Source organism: Priestia sp. FSL P4-0332 (assembly GCF_038005845.1).
GTDB lineage: Bacteria > Bacillota > Bacilli > Bacillales > Bacillaceae_H > Priestia.
The window spans coordinates 1,249,998-1,267,082 of the sequence record NZ_JBBOUA010000001.1 but is presented as its reverse complement, the minus strand read 5'-3'; the positions used below and the strand labels follow the sequence as shown (position 1 = coordinate 1,267,082).

Here is a 17,085-nt window from a genome sequence, read left to right as displayed (position 1 = left end):
GCACGGAGTTTCTTCTTGAATTGTCCTCGTATTATACCACATGCGTATAAATAATGCTATGTTTGTTGGCTTCTATCGCCTTTAGCTGCCTTATTTTTCTTTATATAAGAAAGCGCAATAAATAACAACGGAAAACAGACGCTTAGTACAAATAAATAAAACGGCCAGTAATATTTTTCAAAATAATTGAAGTACGCTGTATTGGGAATAATGTAATACGCCACGCCTGTAATAATTAGACCTAAAGGAAAGCTTAAAAAATTGCGCACCCGTAAATTACACAGTTGGACGATACTTAACTGAATAGCATAGAACACAATGACAACTTTAAAAAAGATAGATAACATCCAAATAATAGCTACTAATACTTCGACATGCTGAATCGTTGCACCTAACGAAATCATTTTTCCTAATAAATAAACTGGGTAGCTGTGCATCGATGCAATATTCGCGCCAAGAGCTAATATACAAGCCGCAACTGCAATCGTAATCGTCAAGCCCGATGCGACAGTGCCGATAACAAACATTCTTTTTACCTTTTTTCCACCTTTTACATGAGGCGTAATCATTAGAATAAAAACCAATTCCATAAACGGGTTTCCTAAAAAATAAGTGGTCCCTAATACTAAATCACCCATGCTGAATTCAAAAAAAGGATAAAGACGATCAATTTTCATTTGAGGAATATTTAAAACAATTAACAATAAAAAGGGGACCACAATCCACGGCAAAAAGATTTCCGCGGTTCTCCCTACCACTTCAATACCTAGATACCCTCCGTATATAACAGCTAAAAGAACAAGCGCATGAATCCACGTAGGCAGCGTTTCAGGGACAATTTGAGTCGTCATAAATGTACTGATGTCTCGAAGCGAAAACGTAGATTGAATGAACATAAAGAAAATGTAAATAAGAGAAATACACGTTCCGGCATAACGACCTAGCGCCTTTTTAGCTATTTGAATGAATGTTTGCTGAGGGTAACGCTGAATCAGCCATAAAAGCACCGCAACGATTAAAAGTGCAAAGCCAATAGCAAGCACACCGCAAAACCACGCATTTTGTCTATTCGTCTCTAATAATGTAGCCGGAACTGCCAAGATGGCGCTTCCGATACAAAAAACATAAATTAGAAAAAGAAATTGTTTTGGACTAATAAATTCTTTTATTTGCATCATACACACCTTCTCTCCTACATGCTTGCTCACGTGAATAACAGATGATGAACGGTTCTAGTAAGAGGCTTAATTAGTGCCTCTAAAAAGTACAGAGGCGTAGGAACTTCTTTACGGAGTGTAATCGCTCCCCAAAAGAATAGACCCAAACCTATGAGACAAAGGTAGACGACTATTTCACGATAATACTTTTCCTTTCGGAAGTTGATCATTATTTTTTTAGTCAAATAAGCAAGCAGTACAAGTAAGGCGATAAATCCCTCCATTTTCTTTCTCCTTAATGCTTCATTTGCTTCATATATGAGTTATTTAACGTGCCTAAGCGACGGATTTGAACTTTTGCATCTAAATCGACGGTTAAATCCTCTGCGTAAATTCTGTTCCAGTCTCTTTTCATTTTGTACCATCTCTTTACATCTTGTCTGTAAAACGCTTCGCCAAAACCAAAGATATCGCTTTTATAGGTTTTTTGAGCTTTTTCTACTGCATCATTCATTTTTTCTTTTACGTCGGCTGCTGTTTTTCGTTCGAGCATATTGATTACAGCTGGGTCCTGTAAATTTACTTGACACTCTACATCAGCTACGTTAGCTTCTCCTTTTAAATCAACGTGAATATGAGGTTTATGATTTTTCATAGTAGCTGTCACCTTGACATTCGTTCGAAGCATTTCTACTCCGATAATATCATGCTTTTTTTCTTTTTTTTTGCATGGAATAACAATCAACGTACTTTTTACATTTCCTGTAATATAGTTATATCCTTTACTTTCGTCTTCATTGAACCAGCCGATAAGCTTATCATTTTGAAAGACACCTAATCCTTTGAAATTGAGCAGTGTGGAAAGATTGGTGCGAGAAATGCTCGACATATCTCCTGCATTTTTTACATTGCCTTTCACCAATACCCCTGATAATACCGCCTGCTTTCCCTCGCTGGTTAAGTTGCTGATCAGTTCATTTAACTTTACTCCTCTAGTAGGTGCCCAAATACGCTGTGACACGTCTAATGAAGCAAACATATGGTTAGCTGGTATTTTTTCGATTGTTGTTAATACGTTCAGAACGCTCGATGCTTTCGTATTTTTAGCAACAACAACAAAATAATCGGTACGCACTTCATGATCCCGAGCAAAGAAATCAAGCACTTCAGCAATACCCTCTTCCGCCATGCTTTCGCTAATGACTAGCATTCGTAAATGAGAAAGATAAATTTTCCGCGGGGATTTCGTCGTTATTTTTCTTAGCCCTTCCATTACAGACGAAGCCTTAATAGAAAATGTGGTAACAGAAGGCCCGTTTGTAGGGGTTTTGGCCTGAATATCACCAGGGTTAATCAGCTGAACTGTAACAATGATGCCATCTTCTGCTTTATCAATTCCGACAGCAACCGTAATGGCTAGCTCATTCAACTCTCGACTGCTCCAGCAGCCGCTTAATAGCAATGAACAGATACATAACATTAGAAATGCTTTCATAGTAAACGGCCACCTTTACACAGTTTAGTTTTTTTGCGTCTTTTGACGTGAAATATTCTTCTCGTTAATCAGCTTTGGCCTTGTTTTCATTTTTTTGATCGAACGTCTAATCAGAACATCCTTTTGATCACGCTTCACAAATGGAGCCATAGGTGTCATATAAGGGACTCCAAATGACCTTAAACTGCATAAATGTAAAATCATTAAAATTAACCCCAGGATAATACCGAACAAGCCAAAAGTAGCTGCTAAAACCATTAAAATAAAGCGCAGCATCCTTACTGCAATAGCCATATCATACACAGGTGACACAAAGTTACTAATAGCGGTGATGGATACAACGATAACCATTGCAGGTGAAACTAATCCCGCTTGTACGGCGGCTTCTCCTAAAACGAGTGCTCCCACAATCGAAATAGCTGAACCTACTGCTCGAGGCAATCGTACTCCCGCTTCTCGCAAAATTTCAAACGTGATTTCCATAATAAACGCTTCAATAATAGCAGGAAAAGGAACACCTTCCCTTTGAGCTGCAATACTAATTAACAAAGCAAAAGGAAGCATCTCTTGATGAAAAGTAGTTAAAGCAATATAAGCAGAAGGTGTTAAAAGGGCTAAGAAAAATGCCATGTAGCGCATTAAGCGAATCAATGTACTAATATCTGCGCGCTGGTAATAATCTTCGGCCGCTTGAAAAAATTGAATAAATAGGGCAGGAACCATTAATACAAAAGGTGTACCGTCTACTAAAATGGCTATTCGTCCCTCTAAAAGACCTGCTGCCACAGAGTCTGGACGCTCCGTGTTATGCATAGTAGGAAAAGGTGTATAATCTTCATCTTGAATCAACTCTTCGATATATCCGCTCTCCAAAATACCGTCTATATCAATTTTAGAAAGACGCTCCTTTACCTCTTGAATGACCTGTTCATCCGCAATGCCGTCTATATAAACGAGCGCAATATCCGTTTTTGTAAACTCTCCTATTTGCTGAGATTCAATCCAAAGTTTTGGAGATTTTATTCGGCGCCGAATCAATGCGGTATTCGTTCGCAGTGTTTCTGTAAAACTGTCTCGAGGCCCTCTTACAACGGTCTGAGATTGTGGTTCAGAAACAGCCCTGTCTCTCCACCCTCTTGTACTTGCCACAATACACGTTTGATACCCTTCTAAAAACAGTACGGTATCTCCTGATAAAACATGAAGAAGAGCATCATCCAATGTCTTTGCTTCCATGATTTCACCCGCTGCCAAACTATAGCTTTTAATCAATTCGTACATATTAACGATGCCATCATCATGTGTTAAATGTTCATCGTGATAGTGCATAATGGAGTCCAGCGCATAGTGTTCAACTTCGTCTTTATTTACTAATCCGTCGATGTAAGCAACACCTAAAGTGAATTTTTCTTCAATCGAAATTCGAAACTCTCGCACAACTAAATCCGTGCTCTGTCCCAGTGCTTTTTTCATGCGGGATAAATTATCTCCCACCCTCTCCGATAATTTCTGCTCTTCCTGTGTAGAAGAAGCACTAGTTTCCTTAGAGTCCTTCGATTCATCAGCTTTTTCTTTCCGCTGCTTGGATTTATTCGTTAACTCAGATAGTTTTTTTATACGCATTGTTCATCCTCCACTACATTGAACGAAAAGAAACCGAATTTCTTCTTTTTAGTCTCTATAGTTTTTGTATGAAAAGGAAATTTATACTTGAAGCCATTTTAATAATCTTTATTTTTGACATCATTTGTGCATTTCTATAGGATAGTAATGGATAATTCTTTGTTATTATGAAGAATGTTTATGCGGAACATTGAAAGGAGTCTATACATGGCACAATCACTTAAAGGCAAAGTAGCTCTTATTACAGGAGCAGGAAAAGGTATCGGTCGTTCAACTGCGATTGAATTAGCAAAAGAAGGCGTAAATATCGGTTTAATTGCTCGTACAGAGTCAGATTTAAAGGCTGTTGCTTCTGAACTAGAAGCATTTGATGTACAGGTTGCTTATGCAACAGCAGATGTTTCTTCTATGGAAGAAGTAAACGCAGCAGTTGAGCATCTACATACAAAATTAGGGGCAACGGATATCTTAATCAACAATGCAGGAATCGGTAAATTCGGAAGCTTTTTAGAGCTAGACCCAGATGAGTGGAAACAAATCATTGATGTGAATTTAATGGGCGTTTACTACGTAACGCGCGCCGTTCTACCTCAATTAATCGAAAAAAATGGTGGAGACATCATCAATATTTCTTCCACTGCTGGTCAAAAAGGCGCTCCCGTTACAAGTGCTTACAGCGCTTCAAAATTTGGCGTGCTCGGCTTAACTGAATCTCTAGCGCTAGAAGTGCGCAAACACAATATTCGTGTAACAGCGCTAACACCTAGTACAGTAGCAACGGAATTAGCATATAAAGAAAACTTAACGGATGGCAATCCTGATAAAGTGATGCAGCCTGAAGACCTAGCAGAAATTATGGTAGCACAATTAAAACTGCATCCGCGTATTTTTATCAAATCTGCGGGCATGTGGTCCACAAATCCATAAACAAACATAGAAAAAGGAGAGCTTCAGCTCTCCTTTTTTGTGTCTTCCTTTATATGATGGTTACCTTATTTACGTTTAGGCGTGATTTCTTGTGATAGTTCTTCAAAAGATTTTACTTTTCCATGCGATGGGTTTTGTGATTGTTTTCGTACATTCCACTGACGCTCTTTTTGACTTTTAGACTGAGTCATTTTGCTTCATCCCCTTTTTATATGCTTACATGTAGTAGGATAAAACAAGGTGCTCTTTTCCATTCATCAAAACTGCTTCCAATTTCTTTACTGCTTAGCTAAATGTACTTTAAACCATTTATCAATTTCCGCGTTATATTGATCATAATAAGCAGTTAGCGGATGGTCTCCGTTTTTGTACAGTACGTATTTGTATTCTTTTCCCTGCTCATCTAGTTGTTTCACAAGCTTTTCAGCCTGAGTGTGGTGAACTTTACGATCATGATCACCCTGTAAAATTAAAAGAGGTGAATTTACTTTATCGCTCCAATAGACAACAGAACGACTTTTATACCTCTCTGGATACTGCGCCGGATCTCCTACAATTGTCCGCAGCACTTGTTTCATTTCAGGCCCTCTTTGATCATAGAATTGAAACATGTCGGTAATACCTGATTGTACGACAACTGCATCAAATTTAACGCCGTTTTTCATCGTTAAATACGTCATCATGCCGCCGCGTGAATATCCTAGCGCTACCTTTTGCTGGTGATTTACATAAGGAAGCTGTTCTCCCCATTTAATAAGATTTAATACGTCGTCAATATCTTTACCGCCGTACGTCTCTGTTCCTTCACTTCCGCCATTTCCCCTGTATTGAGTCGCAACAACGACGTAGCCTTTACTTGCCCAGTATGACAAATACTGAAGTGTTTTTGCGCGAATCATGCCATGTTCGCGATTTCCTCCGCGATTATATACTAAAAGCGGATAATGTTTGTCTGCAATGTCTTTAGGCTGTACTAAAAACCCTTTTATCTTTAAATTATCACTAGGATACGTAATGCTATATACATCTACTTTATTTGAATAAGGCGATAATAAATTCAATTTTTCTTTATTTACATCATCACTTTCAGCTCGGTTGAAAACCGCTGTCACACCGAGCACAGCTACAGTGATTAATGCAATGATGCCCCATTTTTTCAACAGAAACCCTCTCCTCAATAAATATCTTTTCTCTTTTATAATGAGTGTTTTCATTTGGCTTTACCCTTCTTAAATGTTTGCTAAAAAGGGCATTCATCCCATCGCCAATACAGCTTATTTATCATACCGCAAAACCCAAATTTCTTCATCTGTAAAGAAATAAGAATTCATACAAATACATTAACAAGAAAGACGTATAGTAAATTGTATTATTAAATTATAGATTTGAAAAGTGGAATGATACTTTTTTTGTCGTTTTTTACCTGTCCTTTTTCAAAAAGAAAAAAGCCCAGTTAAGACTGAGCTTTTTTCTTGGCAATACCAATGCCTGTATATGCTAAAATAACTGAAAAGATCGGACAGAGAATGCTAAAGAATGTAAATGGAATATAGTCAGCCGCGGGAATATTTAATGCAGTTGAAATAAAAGCGCCGCTGACACCCCACGGAATAATAGCATTAATAACCGTTCCACCGTCTTCAAGCGTTCGTGATAAGTTTTTCGGGTCTAAGTTCCACTTTTCATACAGTGGCTTAAACGTCTGCCCAGGCAGAAGAATCGATAAATACTGTTCGCCTGTAATAACGTTCACTCCAATTGAAGATAGAAGCGTAGCAAAAATAACGTCTCCGCTGCGGCGGATTTGTTTTGCTAATCCTTCTAATAAAGCATCAATAATTCCAACCGCTCTCATCAAGCCACCTAGCGACAAGGCAATCATGATAAGAGAAATAGAAAACATCATGGACTGTAATCCGCCTTTGTTTACAATCGCATCGACTACTTTATTTCCTGACTCTACTGCCGGCCCGCTTTGAAGAACGCCTAGCAATTGACTCAGCGTAAATTCATGCTGTGTAATCATTCCTGTAATAATGGCCGTGACAATCCCTAAAACTAACGTTGGCAATACATCGACTCTTCTCATGGAAAAAATAAGAACTAAAAGTGGAGAAAGCAACGTTAACACGTGTAAATTAAACGTATGCTTTAATGCGTCTTGAATTCCTTGGATTTCCCCGTAATTGACGCTTTCATGATTTCCGTTCATCCCAATGACCAATGCAATAATTGCGGTAATAACAATACTTGGAACCGTCGTCCACGTAATGTGCTGAATATGTTTAGGAAGCGGCACTTCAACGATACCAGAAGCAAAATTTGTTGTATCAGACAAGGGAGACATCTTATCTCCAAACACAGCTCCTGAAACAATCATCCCCGCTGCTAGCCCTGGGTGTACACCAATAGCAGTTCCTACCCCAAATAAAGCGACCCCTACCGTACTGACGGTTGTTAATGAACTTCCCGTGAATGTTGAAACTAATACGGTAATAACCAAAGCACTAATTAAAAAGTACTGCGGTGAAATCCAGTGGAAGCCGTAGGATAAAATCGTCGGTATCGTTCCTCCTACCATCCAAATCGCAATAAGCATCCCGATCAGCATTAAAATAAGGATAGGCTTAATGCCCAGTCTAACACCGTCTAAAATCCCTTTCTCCATTTCTGTCCACTTATATTTCAACAAAAAGCCAATCACACTAATAAATGCTACACCAAATATCAGCGGAATATGAGGCGGCAGCTTTAACGTAAATAATGAAACAAAAATAATAGCTAATAGCACCAAAACCACCGCTATTGATTGTATAAATGAAATTTCTTTTTTCATGAGGTATTCCCTTTCTATCTTTCTTTTTCACTTAAACGCTTTTATGCTTTTACGCAGTTAAGTGCAAACCTTCTTGAGTATAATTTTTATCCTTCTTGCTGTCAATAACTTATTTTATCCAACGGTAAGCTCTGCACTCATTTTGTCCACTTTTCTTCTTATTAATATTTGTTCTCTATCTAAGCAAATTATTGTACAAAATGCTTCTAATGTTTTTACATATATAAAACGGGTACACACAAAACACACGTTTTTTTAATGTACTACCTTTTGTACATAAGAGAGGAACTTCCCTCAAAAATTTTTTTAAGCAAAAGACTTGAAAGTCAAAAAAGGTCAAAGTATAATGAGATTACGAAAGGTCAATAAAGGTCAAACACCTGCTGATCTTCGATTAAAATCATTTAGGGAGGCTAATTAAATGATTTGTCAAAACTGTAATAAACGTGAAGCATCTATTCAATTAAATGTACAAACAAATAATCAAAAATCTCAATATCGTTTATGTCATACATGTTATCAAGCACTAATGAACGAACATAAAATCCCATCAGGTTTTGGAGGTGGCGGCTTTATGAACATCGATGATTTATTCAAGCAAATGTCACAAGAACAAGCTGCACCGGAACAGCCGCAGCAAGGAAATGGCGGCAGCGGATTTTTAGACCAGTTCGGTCGAAACTTAACTCAAATTGCGAAAACGGGATTGATTGACCCTGTTATTGGCCGCGAAGAAGAAGTAGAGCGCGTCATTGAAATTTTAAATAGACGAAACAAAAACAACCCTGTACTAATCGGAGAACCCGGTGTTGGTAAAACGGCTGTAGTCGAAGGGTTAGCTTTAAAAATCGCGGAAGGAAAAGTTCCTGCCAAGCTGTTAAATAAAGATGTATATCTATTAGATGTAGCATCTCTCGTAGCTAATACGGGCGTGCGCGGTCAATTTGAAGAGCGCATGAAGCAGTTAATTTCTGAGCTTCAACAGCGAAAAAACGTGATTTTATTTATCGATGAAATTCACCTTCTTGTAGGAGCTGGTTCAGCGGAAGGTTCAATGGACGCAAGCAATATTTTAAAACCAGCTCTTGCACGAGGCGAACTTCAAGTAGTCGGAGCTACAACTTTAAAAGAGTACCGTTCCATTGAAAAAGATGCGGCTCTTGAACGACGCTTCCAGCCGGTTATGGTTCACGAACCGTCTGTAGAAGAAGCCGTTGAAATTCTAAAAGGAATTCAAAGTAAATATGAAGATTATCACGGCGTTAGCTATACAGATGAAGCGATCCGCGCTTGTGTAAATTTATCACACCGCTACATTCAAGATCGCTTCTTGCCTGATAAAGCAATTGACTTGCTAGATGAAGCAGGCTCAAAAATGAATTTACAGGCAGGCATTACAAATAAAGACGACGCGGCCGCTCGCTTAAAAGAAATTACAAAAGAAAAAGAGCAGGCGTTAAAGAATGAAAAATATGAAGTAGCGGCAAAACTGCGCGATGAAGAAGCTGCTCTTGAAAAACAATTGAACGAAGAACAGCAAAAAATGAATGTGGATATTGCTGACATTCAAGCAATTATTGAAAAGAAAACGGGTATCCCTGTTGGTAAACTTCAAGAAAATGAATCAGCAAAAATGAAGCATTTAGCAGAGCACTTAGCTCAAAAAGTAATCGGACAGCAGGAAGCTGTAGAAAAAGTAGCAAAAGCGATTCGACGTTCTCGCGCTGGATTAAAAGCGAAGCATCGCCCAATTGGTTCATTCTTATTTGTCGGTCCAACAGGTGTCGGTAAAACAGAGTTAACCAAAACATTAGCTGAAGAACTATTTGGCTCAAAAGATGCTATGGTTCGTCTAGATATGAGTGAATACATGGAAAAACACGCGGTGTCTAAATTAATTGGTTCACCTCCTGGCTACGTAGGTCACGAAGAGGCAGGACAATTAACAGAGAAAGTACGTCGTAATCCTTATTCCATCATCTTACTAGATGAAATTGAAAAAGCTCATCCAGACGTTCAGCATATGTTTCTGCAAATTCTAGAAGACGGACGTCTGACAGATAGTCAAGGTCGCACAGTAAGCTTTAAAGACACAGTTATCATTATGACAAGTAACGCTGGTGTAGGTGAAAAGAAAATTACGGTTGGATTTGACGCAAAAAATGACGCACTTAAACAGGCATCCGTTTTAGATTCACTTTCATCTTATTTCAAACCAGAGTTTTTAAATCGATTTGATACAATCATTGAATTTAATCACCTTGAAAAAGATAACTTGATTAAAATCGTTGACCTTATGCTTGCTGAATTAAAAGAAACATTACAAGAACAAAACATCACGCTGAGCGTAGCAGATGAGGTAAAAGAAAAACTGGCTGAACTTGGCTATCACCCTGCATTCGGTGCTAGACCGCTCCGCCGAGCAATTCAAGAACAGCTTGAAGATCGAATTACAGACTTACTGTTAGATGACGCAGACGTATCTACAGTGAACGTAACGTTAAATGAAGCAAGCGAAATCACCGTGCAAAACTAATAGAAAAAGCGACTCTACTTGAGTCGCTTTTTTTTATAGAAATACTTACGTTTATTTACTTTCATCTGTTTTTTCGTCAGCACTATCCGTTGATTCTTCTTGATCATCAGCTGCTTCATCCCCAGATGAATCATCTGCTTCGTCTTGCTTCATTGTTTCCTGTGAATCATCTGTAGTTGTATCCTCCGCTTGAGTATCATCCGACTGTTCTGTTTGCTGTTCTGTGGCATCTTTTTCATCCGTTTGTGAGTTGCATGCTGTGATTAACATAATTGCTAGAAGTGATCCAAATAACTTGACTAATAAACTTTTGTTCATTTTACCGTCTCCTTTCGAATCATCTGAGCCTCTATGTAGTTACCATTCATATGGCTCTACTGGCAGTATAGCCTATCCAATTAGAAAAAAGTTCACTTTTACAAGGTTATCACAAAAGCTTTACATCCCCTTCATTTCGTCCATATTCCCCTCATATTTCCTTAATAGTTTATGACCAGCTACATTCTAGATCTATCTTCCTTGGTCTAAGTGCTCAATTCGGCTATTCACACAGTTGTAACTATGCTAATATGAGTGATATATTACTATATCGTGCAACTAGCTGACTATAAAGTTATTCTCCTATAAAATTATTCACCATTTAAGAAAGGGATTTTTTATGGAATCACACAACCTCATAAAAAAACGGAATTTTATTCTTTTACTTATTTTTTGGCTGCTATATTTTGTCCACATTGTGTTATACCACTTCATTGCAGCTGACCCTCATTTGATTGTTTTTATAAGCGGAGGAATTTTATTATTGGTAGTGACGGCTATGTATTACTTTCGTTTTCATCCTATCATCATTATGTATTCTTTTTTTATATGCTATTATGCCTATATTGCGTACATGACATCTATTGAACCTGCTGTTATTAATTATTTATTTTTGTTTCTTGGAATTATTGTTAGCTTTATTTATTATAGCTATATCGCTATTGTAATTTCTACATTGATGTCTATTGTGATTGTTTTGTACTTTTATGTAAGCAACACTCTTTTTACATCTGTGACCTTCGTAAAATTAGATATTGTTTATTTTATTTTGTTTACGCTGATCACAATGATTATTTTGTTGTACTGTGCTCATTTCTCTAAAAAGCTGATTGCTATTACCACGATCAAAATGAACAAAACCGAAGATGAACTGTACTCAGCTCAAGAGTATTTACAATCTTTTTTTACATACAATCGCGACGCCATTGCCGTGTTCAGCCTAGATGGCAAAGTGATTAAAGTAAACGATGCTTTTGAGCAAATATACGGATGGAAAGCGGAAGAAATTGTCGGAAAAGCCATTCCATTTATTCCTGCTGGCTCAAAAGGCGGCGCTGAAAGCCGATTGGAAAGGGTTAAAAAAGGAGAAAAGCTGGTAGCCTTTGAAACCCAAGATAAGCGAAAAGACGGAAAAATAATTGATGTAGAAATCACTGTTTCACCTATTTTTAATCGTGATAAACAGGTCGTTGCGCTTTTTGGTATTTCACGGGACCTTACCGAAGAAAAGGAAACAGAAAAATTTCTTCGCCAAACCGATAAGTTATCTTTAGCCGGCGAAATGGCAGCGGGAATCGCTCATGAAATTCGAAACCCGCTTACTTCTCTGAATGGGTTTATTCAGCTTATTCATGAAGACAGCAGCCGCTATCATTCTTATACAACCATCATGCTGAGCGAACTGAATCGTATTAACTCAATCGTTGGAGAATTTTTATTGCTCGCTAAACCTCATGATACGGTTATGAAAAAGCAGGCATTCTCTACTATTTTAAATGACGTTATTCTTCTGTATGAATCAGAATGTATATTAAAAAATGTCGTAGTTAAAACGCAGGTGGAAGCCCCGCATACATACATCTGCTGTGATGCAAATCAAATTAAGCAAGTACTCATTAATTTATTAAAAAATGCGCTCGAAGCTATGCCTAGCGGAGGAGAAATCCATTTAAACGTTACTCAGCATACTAAAGATCTTACTATTTTCATTAAAGATACAGGAGTCGGCATTCCTTCACATTTGCTTACGCACATTCAAAAGCCTTTTTTTACCACGAAGCCCTCAGGTACCGGTCTTGGACTTGTTGTGATTAAAAACATTTTGTATCAGCATAAAGGAACATTTGAGATTAAAAGCACTGTTGGCAAAGGAACCAGCGTTACCCTTACGATTCCTCTATGGAAAGAAGGAACATGTCAATAAAAAAAGCCGCAAACGCGGCTTTTTTATAGCTTTTTATCATCAATACTATTTAGATAGTTTTCAATTTCATCTACTACAGACTGCACGCAGCCCTCTTCGAATGGAGAGATCAAATTCGCTTCCTCTACTAATTCTAAAAACGGCTTACTTCCGCCAAGCTTACACAAATGAACGTAATCTTGCCATGCTTGTTCGTGATTTTCTCGATCTTTTTTCCAAAATTGAAATGCACAAATTTGAGCGAGCGTGTAATCAATATAATAAAACGGAGACGTGTAAATATGAAGCTGGCGCTGCCAGAAGCCCCCGCTTTCTAGATAGTGATGGCCGTCATAGTTTTTAGAAGGCATATATTTCTTTTCGATTTCTCGCCACGTTTGTTTTCGTTCCGAAGGCGTCATCTCAGGGCGTTCGTATACAGCATGCTGAAATTCATCTACCGCTACCCCGTAAGGCAAGAAAGTTAAGCCTGAGCTTAAATGAGAAAACTGGTATTTATCTTTGTCTTCTTTAAAGAACAACTCCATCCAAGGCCATGTAAAATACTCCATGCTCATCGAATGAATTTCAGCTCCTTCATGCGTAGGCCAGTGATACTCATTGGTTTCCATATCTCGGCTGGAATACACTTGAAAAGCATGCCCTGCTTCATGCGTTAACACATCAATATCGCCTGATGTTCCATTAAAATTTGAAAAAATAAACGGCGCTTTGTATTCTTCAATAAACGTACAGTAGCCTCCGCCTGCTTTGCCTTTTTTAGCGACTAAATCCATCAAATTATTTTCAAGCATAAATGAAAAAAATTCGTCCGTCTCTTTAGAAAGCTCCTTATACATTACCCGTCCATTTTCAATAATCCACTTTTCATCACCTTTTGGCACTGCGTTTCCTGTTTCAAACTGAAACGGTTCATCATAATAAGTTAAGCTCTCTACTTGAATTCTTTCCTGCTGACGCTTTTTTAGTTTTTCAGTAAGGGGAACAATATACTCTTTTACTTGTTTGCGAAAAGCGGCAACCATTTCAGCATCGTAGCCTATTCTAGACATACGAGCATAGCCCACTTCTACGAAATTTTTATAGCCTAATTTTTCAGCAAGCTTGGTCCGCACTTTTACAAGCTTGTCGTAAATATCATCAAATTCCTCTTGGTGATCGGTGAAAAATTGAAACTTCGCTTCTGCTGCTTTTTTTCTCATTTCTCGATCAGGGGACTCCATAAACGGATCGAGCTGAGCTAACGTTCTTTCTTCTCCTTCAAATAAAATTTTGGCTGACGCCACTAGTTTCGTATATTGAGACGATAGCTTATTTTCTTCCTGCAGCTCTTTTACTATTTGAGGAGAGAACGTTTTCAACTGCATTTCAGCAAGAGAAAACAGCTGCTTGCCCCACTTTTCTTCTAGTTTCTCTTTAAAAGGCGAAGAGATTAACGCTTTGTAAAATTTCTCTACATATCCTTCTAAAAGCGGCTGTGTTTCATCAAAATAGTCTTGTTCTTCTTTATAAAATTCATTCGCTGTGTCGATAGAATGACGAATATAGCAGATGTTCCCCATTGTGCTGTACTGAGAATACGCATCGTTTGCTAGACGAATTGCCTCGTTTTGCTGACTGACTGACGCTGCTTCCGTAAAATGTGTAATGGCCTTTTCAAACTGCTTTTCAATTTCATTCATATCAGGTCGCGTATATGTATAATTCTCAAATTTCATCATTTGTTCCCCTTCCTCTATTGTCTGTATGTAACCTAATTCGTTTTTATCCAGCTGTATTCCTGTTAATTTCAATTTTTTGTAACTTTTTATTTTTTATGTCGATTGGTTATGAAAGAAGTCATAGAAAAAACTCGTTTGTTCAACAGAAACAAACGAGCTTTCCTTAGTTAATTAGTCGATTCCGGTAAAAATTCATCTGCATAGTGCCCCAGTTTCTTAAGCATCGAAATAGCAACTTCCTTTTCTTCGCTAGATAAAACGGATAGAATATCATGAATTCTTTTTTCATGACTCGGAAACATACTTTCAATCATTTCCTTGCCTTGCGGAGTGATCGCTGCGTAGGTTACGCGGCGATCGTTCGGACAAGCAACGCGCTCTAAGAAGCCTTTTTTCTCAAGTTTGTCTACTACATAAGTAATACTGCCGCTTGCGAGTAGAATTTTTCCGCCAATTTGCTGCAGAGGCTGTTGACCTTTGTGATACAATAACTCTAGGACAGCAAATTCGGTTGGATTCATTCCATGCTGTTGAATAAATTTATGCACATGATCATTAATTGAACGATTGGCACGAGATAGTACAATAAATAATTTAAGAGATTGGTCTAACTCTTCTCTAGTTACATCATTCGTCATTTTAATCAGTTCCTTTAATATTATCTTGATATCAAGATAATACTAAAATTTCCCTTCAAAGTCAATCAAAGCAGGCTTATTTCATCGGTTATTCTCTCCGCTTGTACAATTTTTTTGATAAAAAATGTATATAAGTGGATTTATACATATGCTTTTAATACAATAAACATATGACCATTACATAAAAAGGTGAATGATTATGAAACCAACCCATTTATTATTTAATTCCGCGATTGGTTCACAAAAGCCTGAAACAATCGTTAACCGGCAAAATCCCTGTCCATTTTGTGACGTTGAATCTCTCACAGGCATCATTGAAAAACAAGGACCTATCATTTGGCTAAAGAATAAATTTCCTGTTCTGCAAGATGCTTATCAGACGGTTATTATTGAGACCGATGAATGTTCCTCGGAACTATCTGTTTATCCAAAAGAACATCTGTACACCTTGCTGAGCTTCGCTACTGAACGATGGATATCTATGATGAACAGCGGTGAATATGCTTCTGTTCTTTTCTTCAAAAACCATGGACCTATGTCCGGAGGATCGTTACGGCATCCTCATATGCAAATTATTGGTTTAAATGAGATGGATGTAAATGAAAATGTGAAGCTAGAACAGTTTGAAGGAGTCACAATTGCCAAAAATGAACACGTCACATTTAATTTATCTGTAAAACCTAGAATGGGCTTTTTTGAATTTAACGTGATAACGGATAAGCTTGACAAAGAGCTGCACACATTTGCAGATTATCTTCAAACGGCTGCTCACTATTTATTAAATCATTTTCATCGTAGCTGCACGAGCTACAACTTATTTTTTTATAATCTTAAAAACGGCAAAATTGCGGCGAAAATCATTCCTCGCTTTGCCACATCTCCTTTGTATGTAGGATATGGCATTCCTCAAGTTTCCAATAAGCTTGAGCACATTGCTAACCAAGTTCAGGAGCTGTACTTTACCTAAAAAGTTGAACCTTCACTGGTTCAACTTTTTTTGTAAGGTTATTGCATAAAGCTATTCATTTTTAAAATAGTCATGCTCATAGAAAACAAAAAACATACACTAAAAGAACGATGTGAATTGAGGATAAAAAGAAGAATACGTAAAAGGAGACGGTTTATGACTGAGGTACTAATTGGAAGCATTCTTTCTGCACTATCGACTGGAGTAGGCGCTTTGCCTATTCTGTTTTTGAATCAAGAACTCACTCATCGGTGGAAAGATATACTTCTTGCGCTCACTGCAGGTATTATGACAGCTGCTTCTACTATGAGCTTGATTCCAGAATCTCTTCAAAGCGGCGGATTTTTTCCCTTAGCCATTGGCTTACTGCTTGGAGTTGTAACATTAACACTCTTGGAGCAGAATATTCCTCACATTGACCTTGAGCATTCTAAAACCGGCATTCAGTTTGACGAAAAAGCACTTTTAATTGTTTCCGCTATTACTTTGCATAACCTTCCTGAAGGACTGTCTGTTGGTGTTAGCTACGCTTCAAATGTTGAAAATACAGGGAACTTAATCGCCCTTGCAATCGGTCTTCAAAATGCGCCTGAAGGACTGTTGGTCGCGCTATTTTTAGCTCAGCAAAATATCAATAAAATAAAAGCATTTTTAATTGCTACCCTTACAGGCTCCGTTGAGATTGTAACGTCTTTACTCGGGTTTTATTTAACTAATTTTGTTGATTCTCTCGTTTCATATGGATTAGCTTTTGCTGCTGGAGCCATGCTTTTTATTATTTATAAAGAGTTGATTCCAGAAAGTCACGGCGATGGAAACGAAAGATTTGCTACTTATTCGTTTATTTTTGGTATTTTGTTTATGATCTTTTTAATTAACATTTTTTAAAGGTGAAGAGAGGCCACGGGCAGCATAATTGTTTTACTGCCCGATCCCGAATGCT

At 37.8% G+C, this 17,085-nt stretch carries 15 protein-coding genes; 5 read left to right on the top strand and 10 right to left on the bottom strand.

Features of this window, described 5'->3' with window-relative positions; genetic code table 11:
• Window positions 1–56 precede the first annotated feature (56 nt).
• The 4 genes from MKY06_RS06425 to MKY06_RS06410 are packed head-to-tail and all read right to left on the bottom strand — an operon-like array spanning window position 57 to window position 4,275.
• Complete coding sequence (locus tag MKY06_RS06425; protein WP_029325092.1) at window positions 57–1,178, bottom strand: GerAB/ArcD/ProY family transporter; 1,122 nt, start codon at window positions 1,176–1,178, stop codon at window positions 57–59.
• Between the two features lie 26 nt (window positions 1,179–1,204).
• A complete protein-coding gene (locus MKY06_RS06420; RefSeq protein ID WP_013055980.1) occupies window positions 1,205–1,441 on the bottom strand; it encodes a hypothetical protein in 237 nt (78 codons plus the stop codon).
• 11 nt (window positions 1,442–1,452) lie between these two features.
• Window positions 1,453–2,652, bottom strand: coding sequence for a Ger(x)C family spore germination protein (locus tag MKY06_RS06415; protein WP_098278373.1), 1,200 nt, complete (start codon window positions 2,650–2,652; stop codon window positions 1,453–1,455).
• Window positions 2,653–2,676: 24 nt separating this feature from the next.
• Complete coding sequence (locus MKY06_RS06410; RefSeq protein WP_013055978.1) at window positions 2,677–4,275, bottom strand: spore germination protein; 1,599 nt, start codon at window positions 4,273–4,275, stop codon at window positions 2,677–2,679.
• 207 nt (window positions 4,276–4,482) lie between these two features.
• On the opposite strand from MKY06_RS06410, the gene MKY06_RS06405 reads away from it, so the two are divergent.
• Window positions 4,483–5,202: a 3-ketoacyl-ACP reductase gene (locus tag MKY06_RS06405; RefSeq protein WP_098278371.1), complete on the top strand. Its 720-nt coding sequence runs from the start codon at window positions 4,483–4,485 to the stop codon at window positions 5,200–5,202.
• Window positions 5,203–5,267: 65 nt separating this feature from the next.
• Here the strand turns inward: MKY06_RS06405 and MKY06_RS06400 are convergent, their stop codons facing one another.
• The 3 genes from MKY06_RS06400 to nhaC form a co-directional block, all read right to left on the bottom strand.
• Complete coding sequence (locus MKY06_RS06400) at window positions 5,268–5,393, bottom strand: DUF6254 family protein (protein WP_013055976.1); 126 nt, start codon at window positions 5,391–5,393, stop codon at window positions 5,268–5,270.
• A gap of 87 nt (window positions 5,394–5,480) precedes the next feature.
• Complete coding sequence (locus tag MKY06_RS06395) at window positions 5,481–6,362, bottom strand: alpha/beta hydrolase family protein (RefSeq protein WP_013055975.1); 882 nt, start codon at window positions 6,360–6,362, stop codon at window positions 5,481–5,483.
• 293 nt (window positions 6,363–6,655) lie between these two features.
• Complete coding sequence (gene nhaC / locus MKY06_RS06390) at window positions 6,656–8,038, bottom strand: Na+/H+ antiporter NhaC (RefSeq protein ID WP_029325088.1); 1,383 nt, start codon at window positions 8,036–8,038, stop codon at window positions 6,656–6,658.
• Between the two features lie 421 nt (window positions 8,039–8,459).
• Between nhaC and MKY06_RS06385 the strand changes: the two genes are divergently transcribed.
• A complete protein-coding gene (locus MKY06_RS06385; RefSeq protein WP_098322011.1) occupies window positions 8,460–10,574 on the top strand; it encodes an ATP-dependent Clp protease ATP-binding subunit in 2,115 nt (704 codons plus the stop codon).
• Between the two features lie 51 nt (window positions 10,575–10,625).
• Here the strand turns inward: MKY06_RS06385 and MKY06_RS06380 are convergent, their stop codons facing one another.
• A complete protein-coding gene (locus MKY06_RS06380; protein ID WP_013055972.1) occupies window positions 10,626–10,892 on the bottom strand; it encodes a hypothetical protein in 267 nt (88 codons plus the stop codon).
• Between the two features lie 340 nt (window positions 10,893–11,232).
• Here MKY06_RS06380 and MKY06_RS06375 point away from each other — a divergent pair, with 340 nt between their 5' ends.
• The gene (locus MKY06_RS06375) at window positions 11,233–12,816 is read left to right on the top strand and encodes a PAS domain S-box protein (RefSeq protein ID WP_098322010.1); all 1,584 of its coding nucleotides are present in this window, start codon (window positions 11,233–11,235) and stop codon (window positions 12,814–12,816) included.
• 23 nt (window positions 12,817–12,839) lie between these two features.
• Here the strand turns inward: MKY06_RS06375 and MKY06_RS06370 are convergent, their stop codons facing one another.
• Both MKY06_RS06370 and MKY06_RS06365 read right to left on the bottom strand, forming a co-directional pair.
• On the bottom strand, window positions 12,840–14,534 hold the full coding sequence (locus MKY06_RS06370; RefSeq protein ID WP_098239393.1) for a M3 family oligoendopeptidase: 1,695 nt from the start codon (window positions 14,532–14,534) through the stop codon (window positions 12,840–12,842).
• Window positions 14,535–14,704: 170 nt separating this feature from the next.
• Window positions 14,705–15,175 (bottom strand): MarR family winged helix-turn-helix transcriptional regulator, encoded by a 471-nt coding sequence (locus MKY06_RS06365; RefSeq protein ID WP_013055969.1) that lies wholly within the window; start codon window positions 15,173–15,175, stop codon window positions 14,705–14,707.
• 199 nt (window positions 15,176–15,374) lie between these two features.
• Here MKY06_RS06365 and MKY06_RS06360 point away from each other — a divergent pair, with 199 nt between their 5' ends.
• Window positions 15,375–16,142 (top strand): DUF4931 domain-containing protein, encoded by a 768-nt coding sequence (locus MKY06_RS06360; protein WP_063670938.1) that lies wholly within the window; start codon window positions 15,375–15,377, stop codon window positions 16,140–16,142.
• A 156-nt stretch (window positions 16,143–16,298) separates the two neighbouring features.
• Window positions 16,299–17,030 carry a ZIP family metal transporter gene (locus MKY06_RS06355; RefSeq protein ID WP_029325085.1) on the top strand — a complete coding sequence of 244 codons (732 nt, stop codon included), beginning with the start codon at window positions 16,299–16,301 and terminating at the stop codon, window positions 17,028–17,030.
• The last annotated feature ends 55 nt before the right edge of the window (window positions 17,031–17,085 follow it).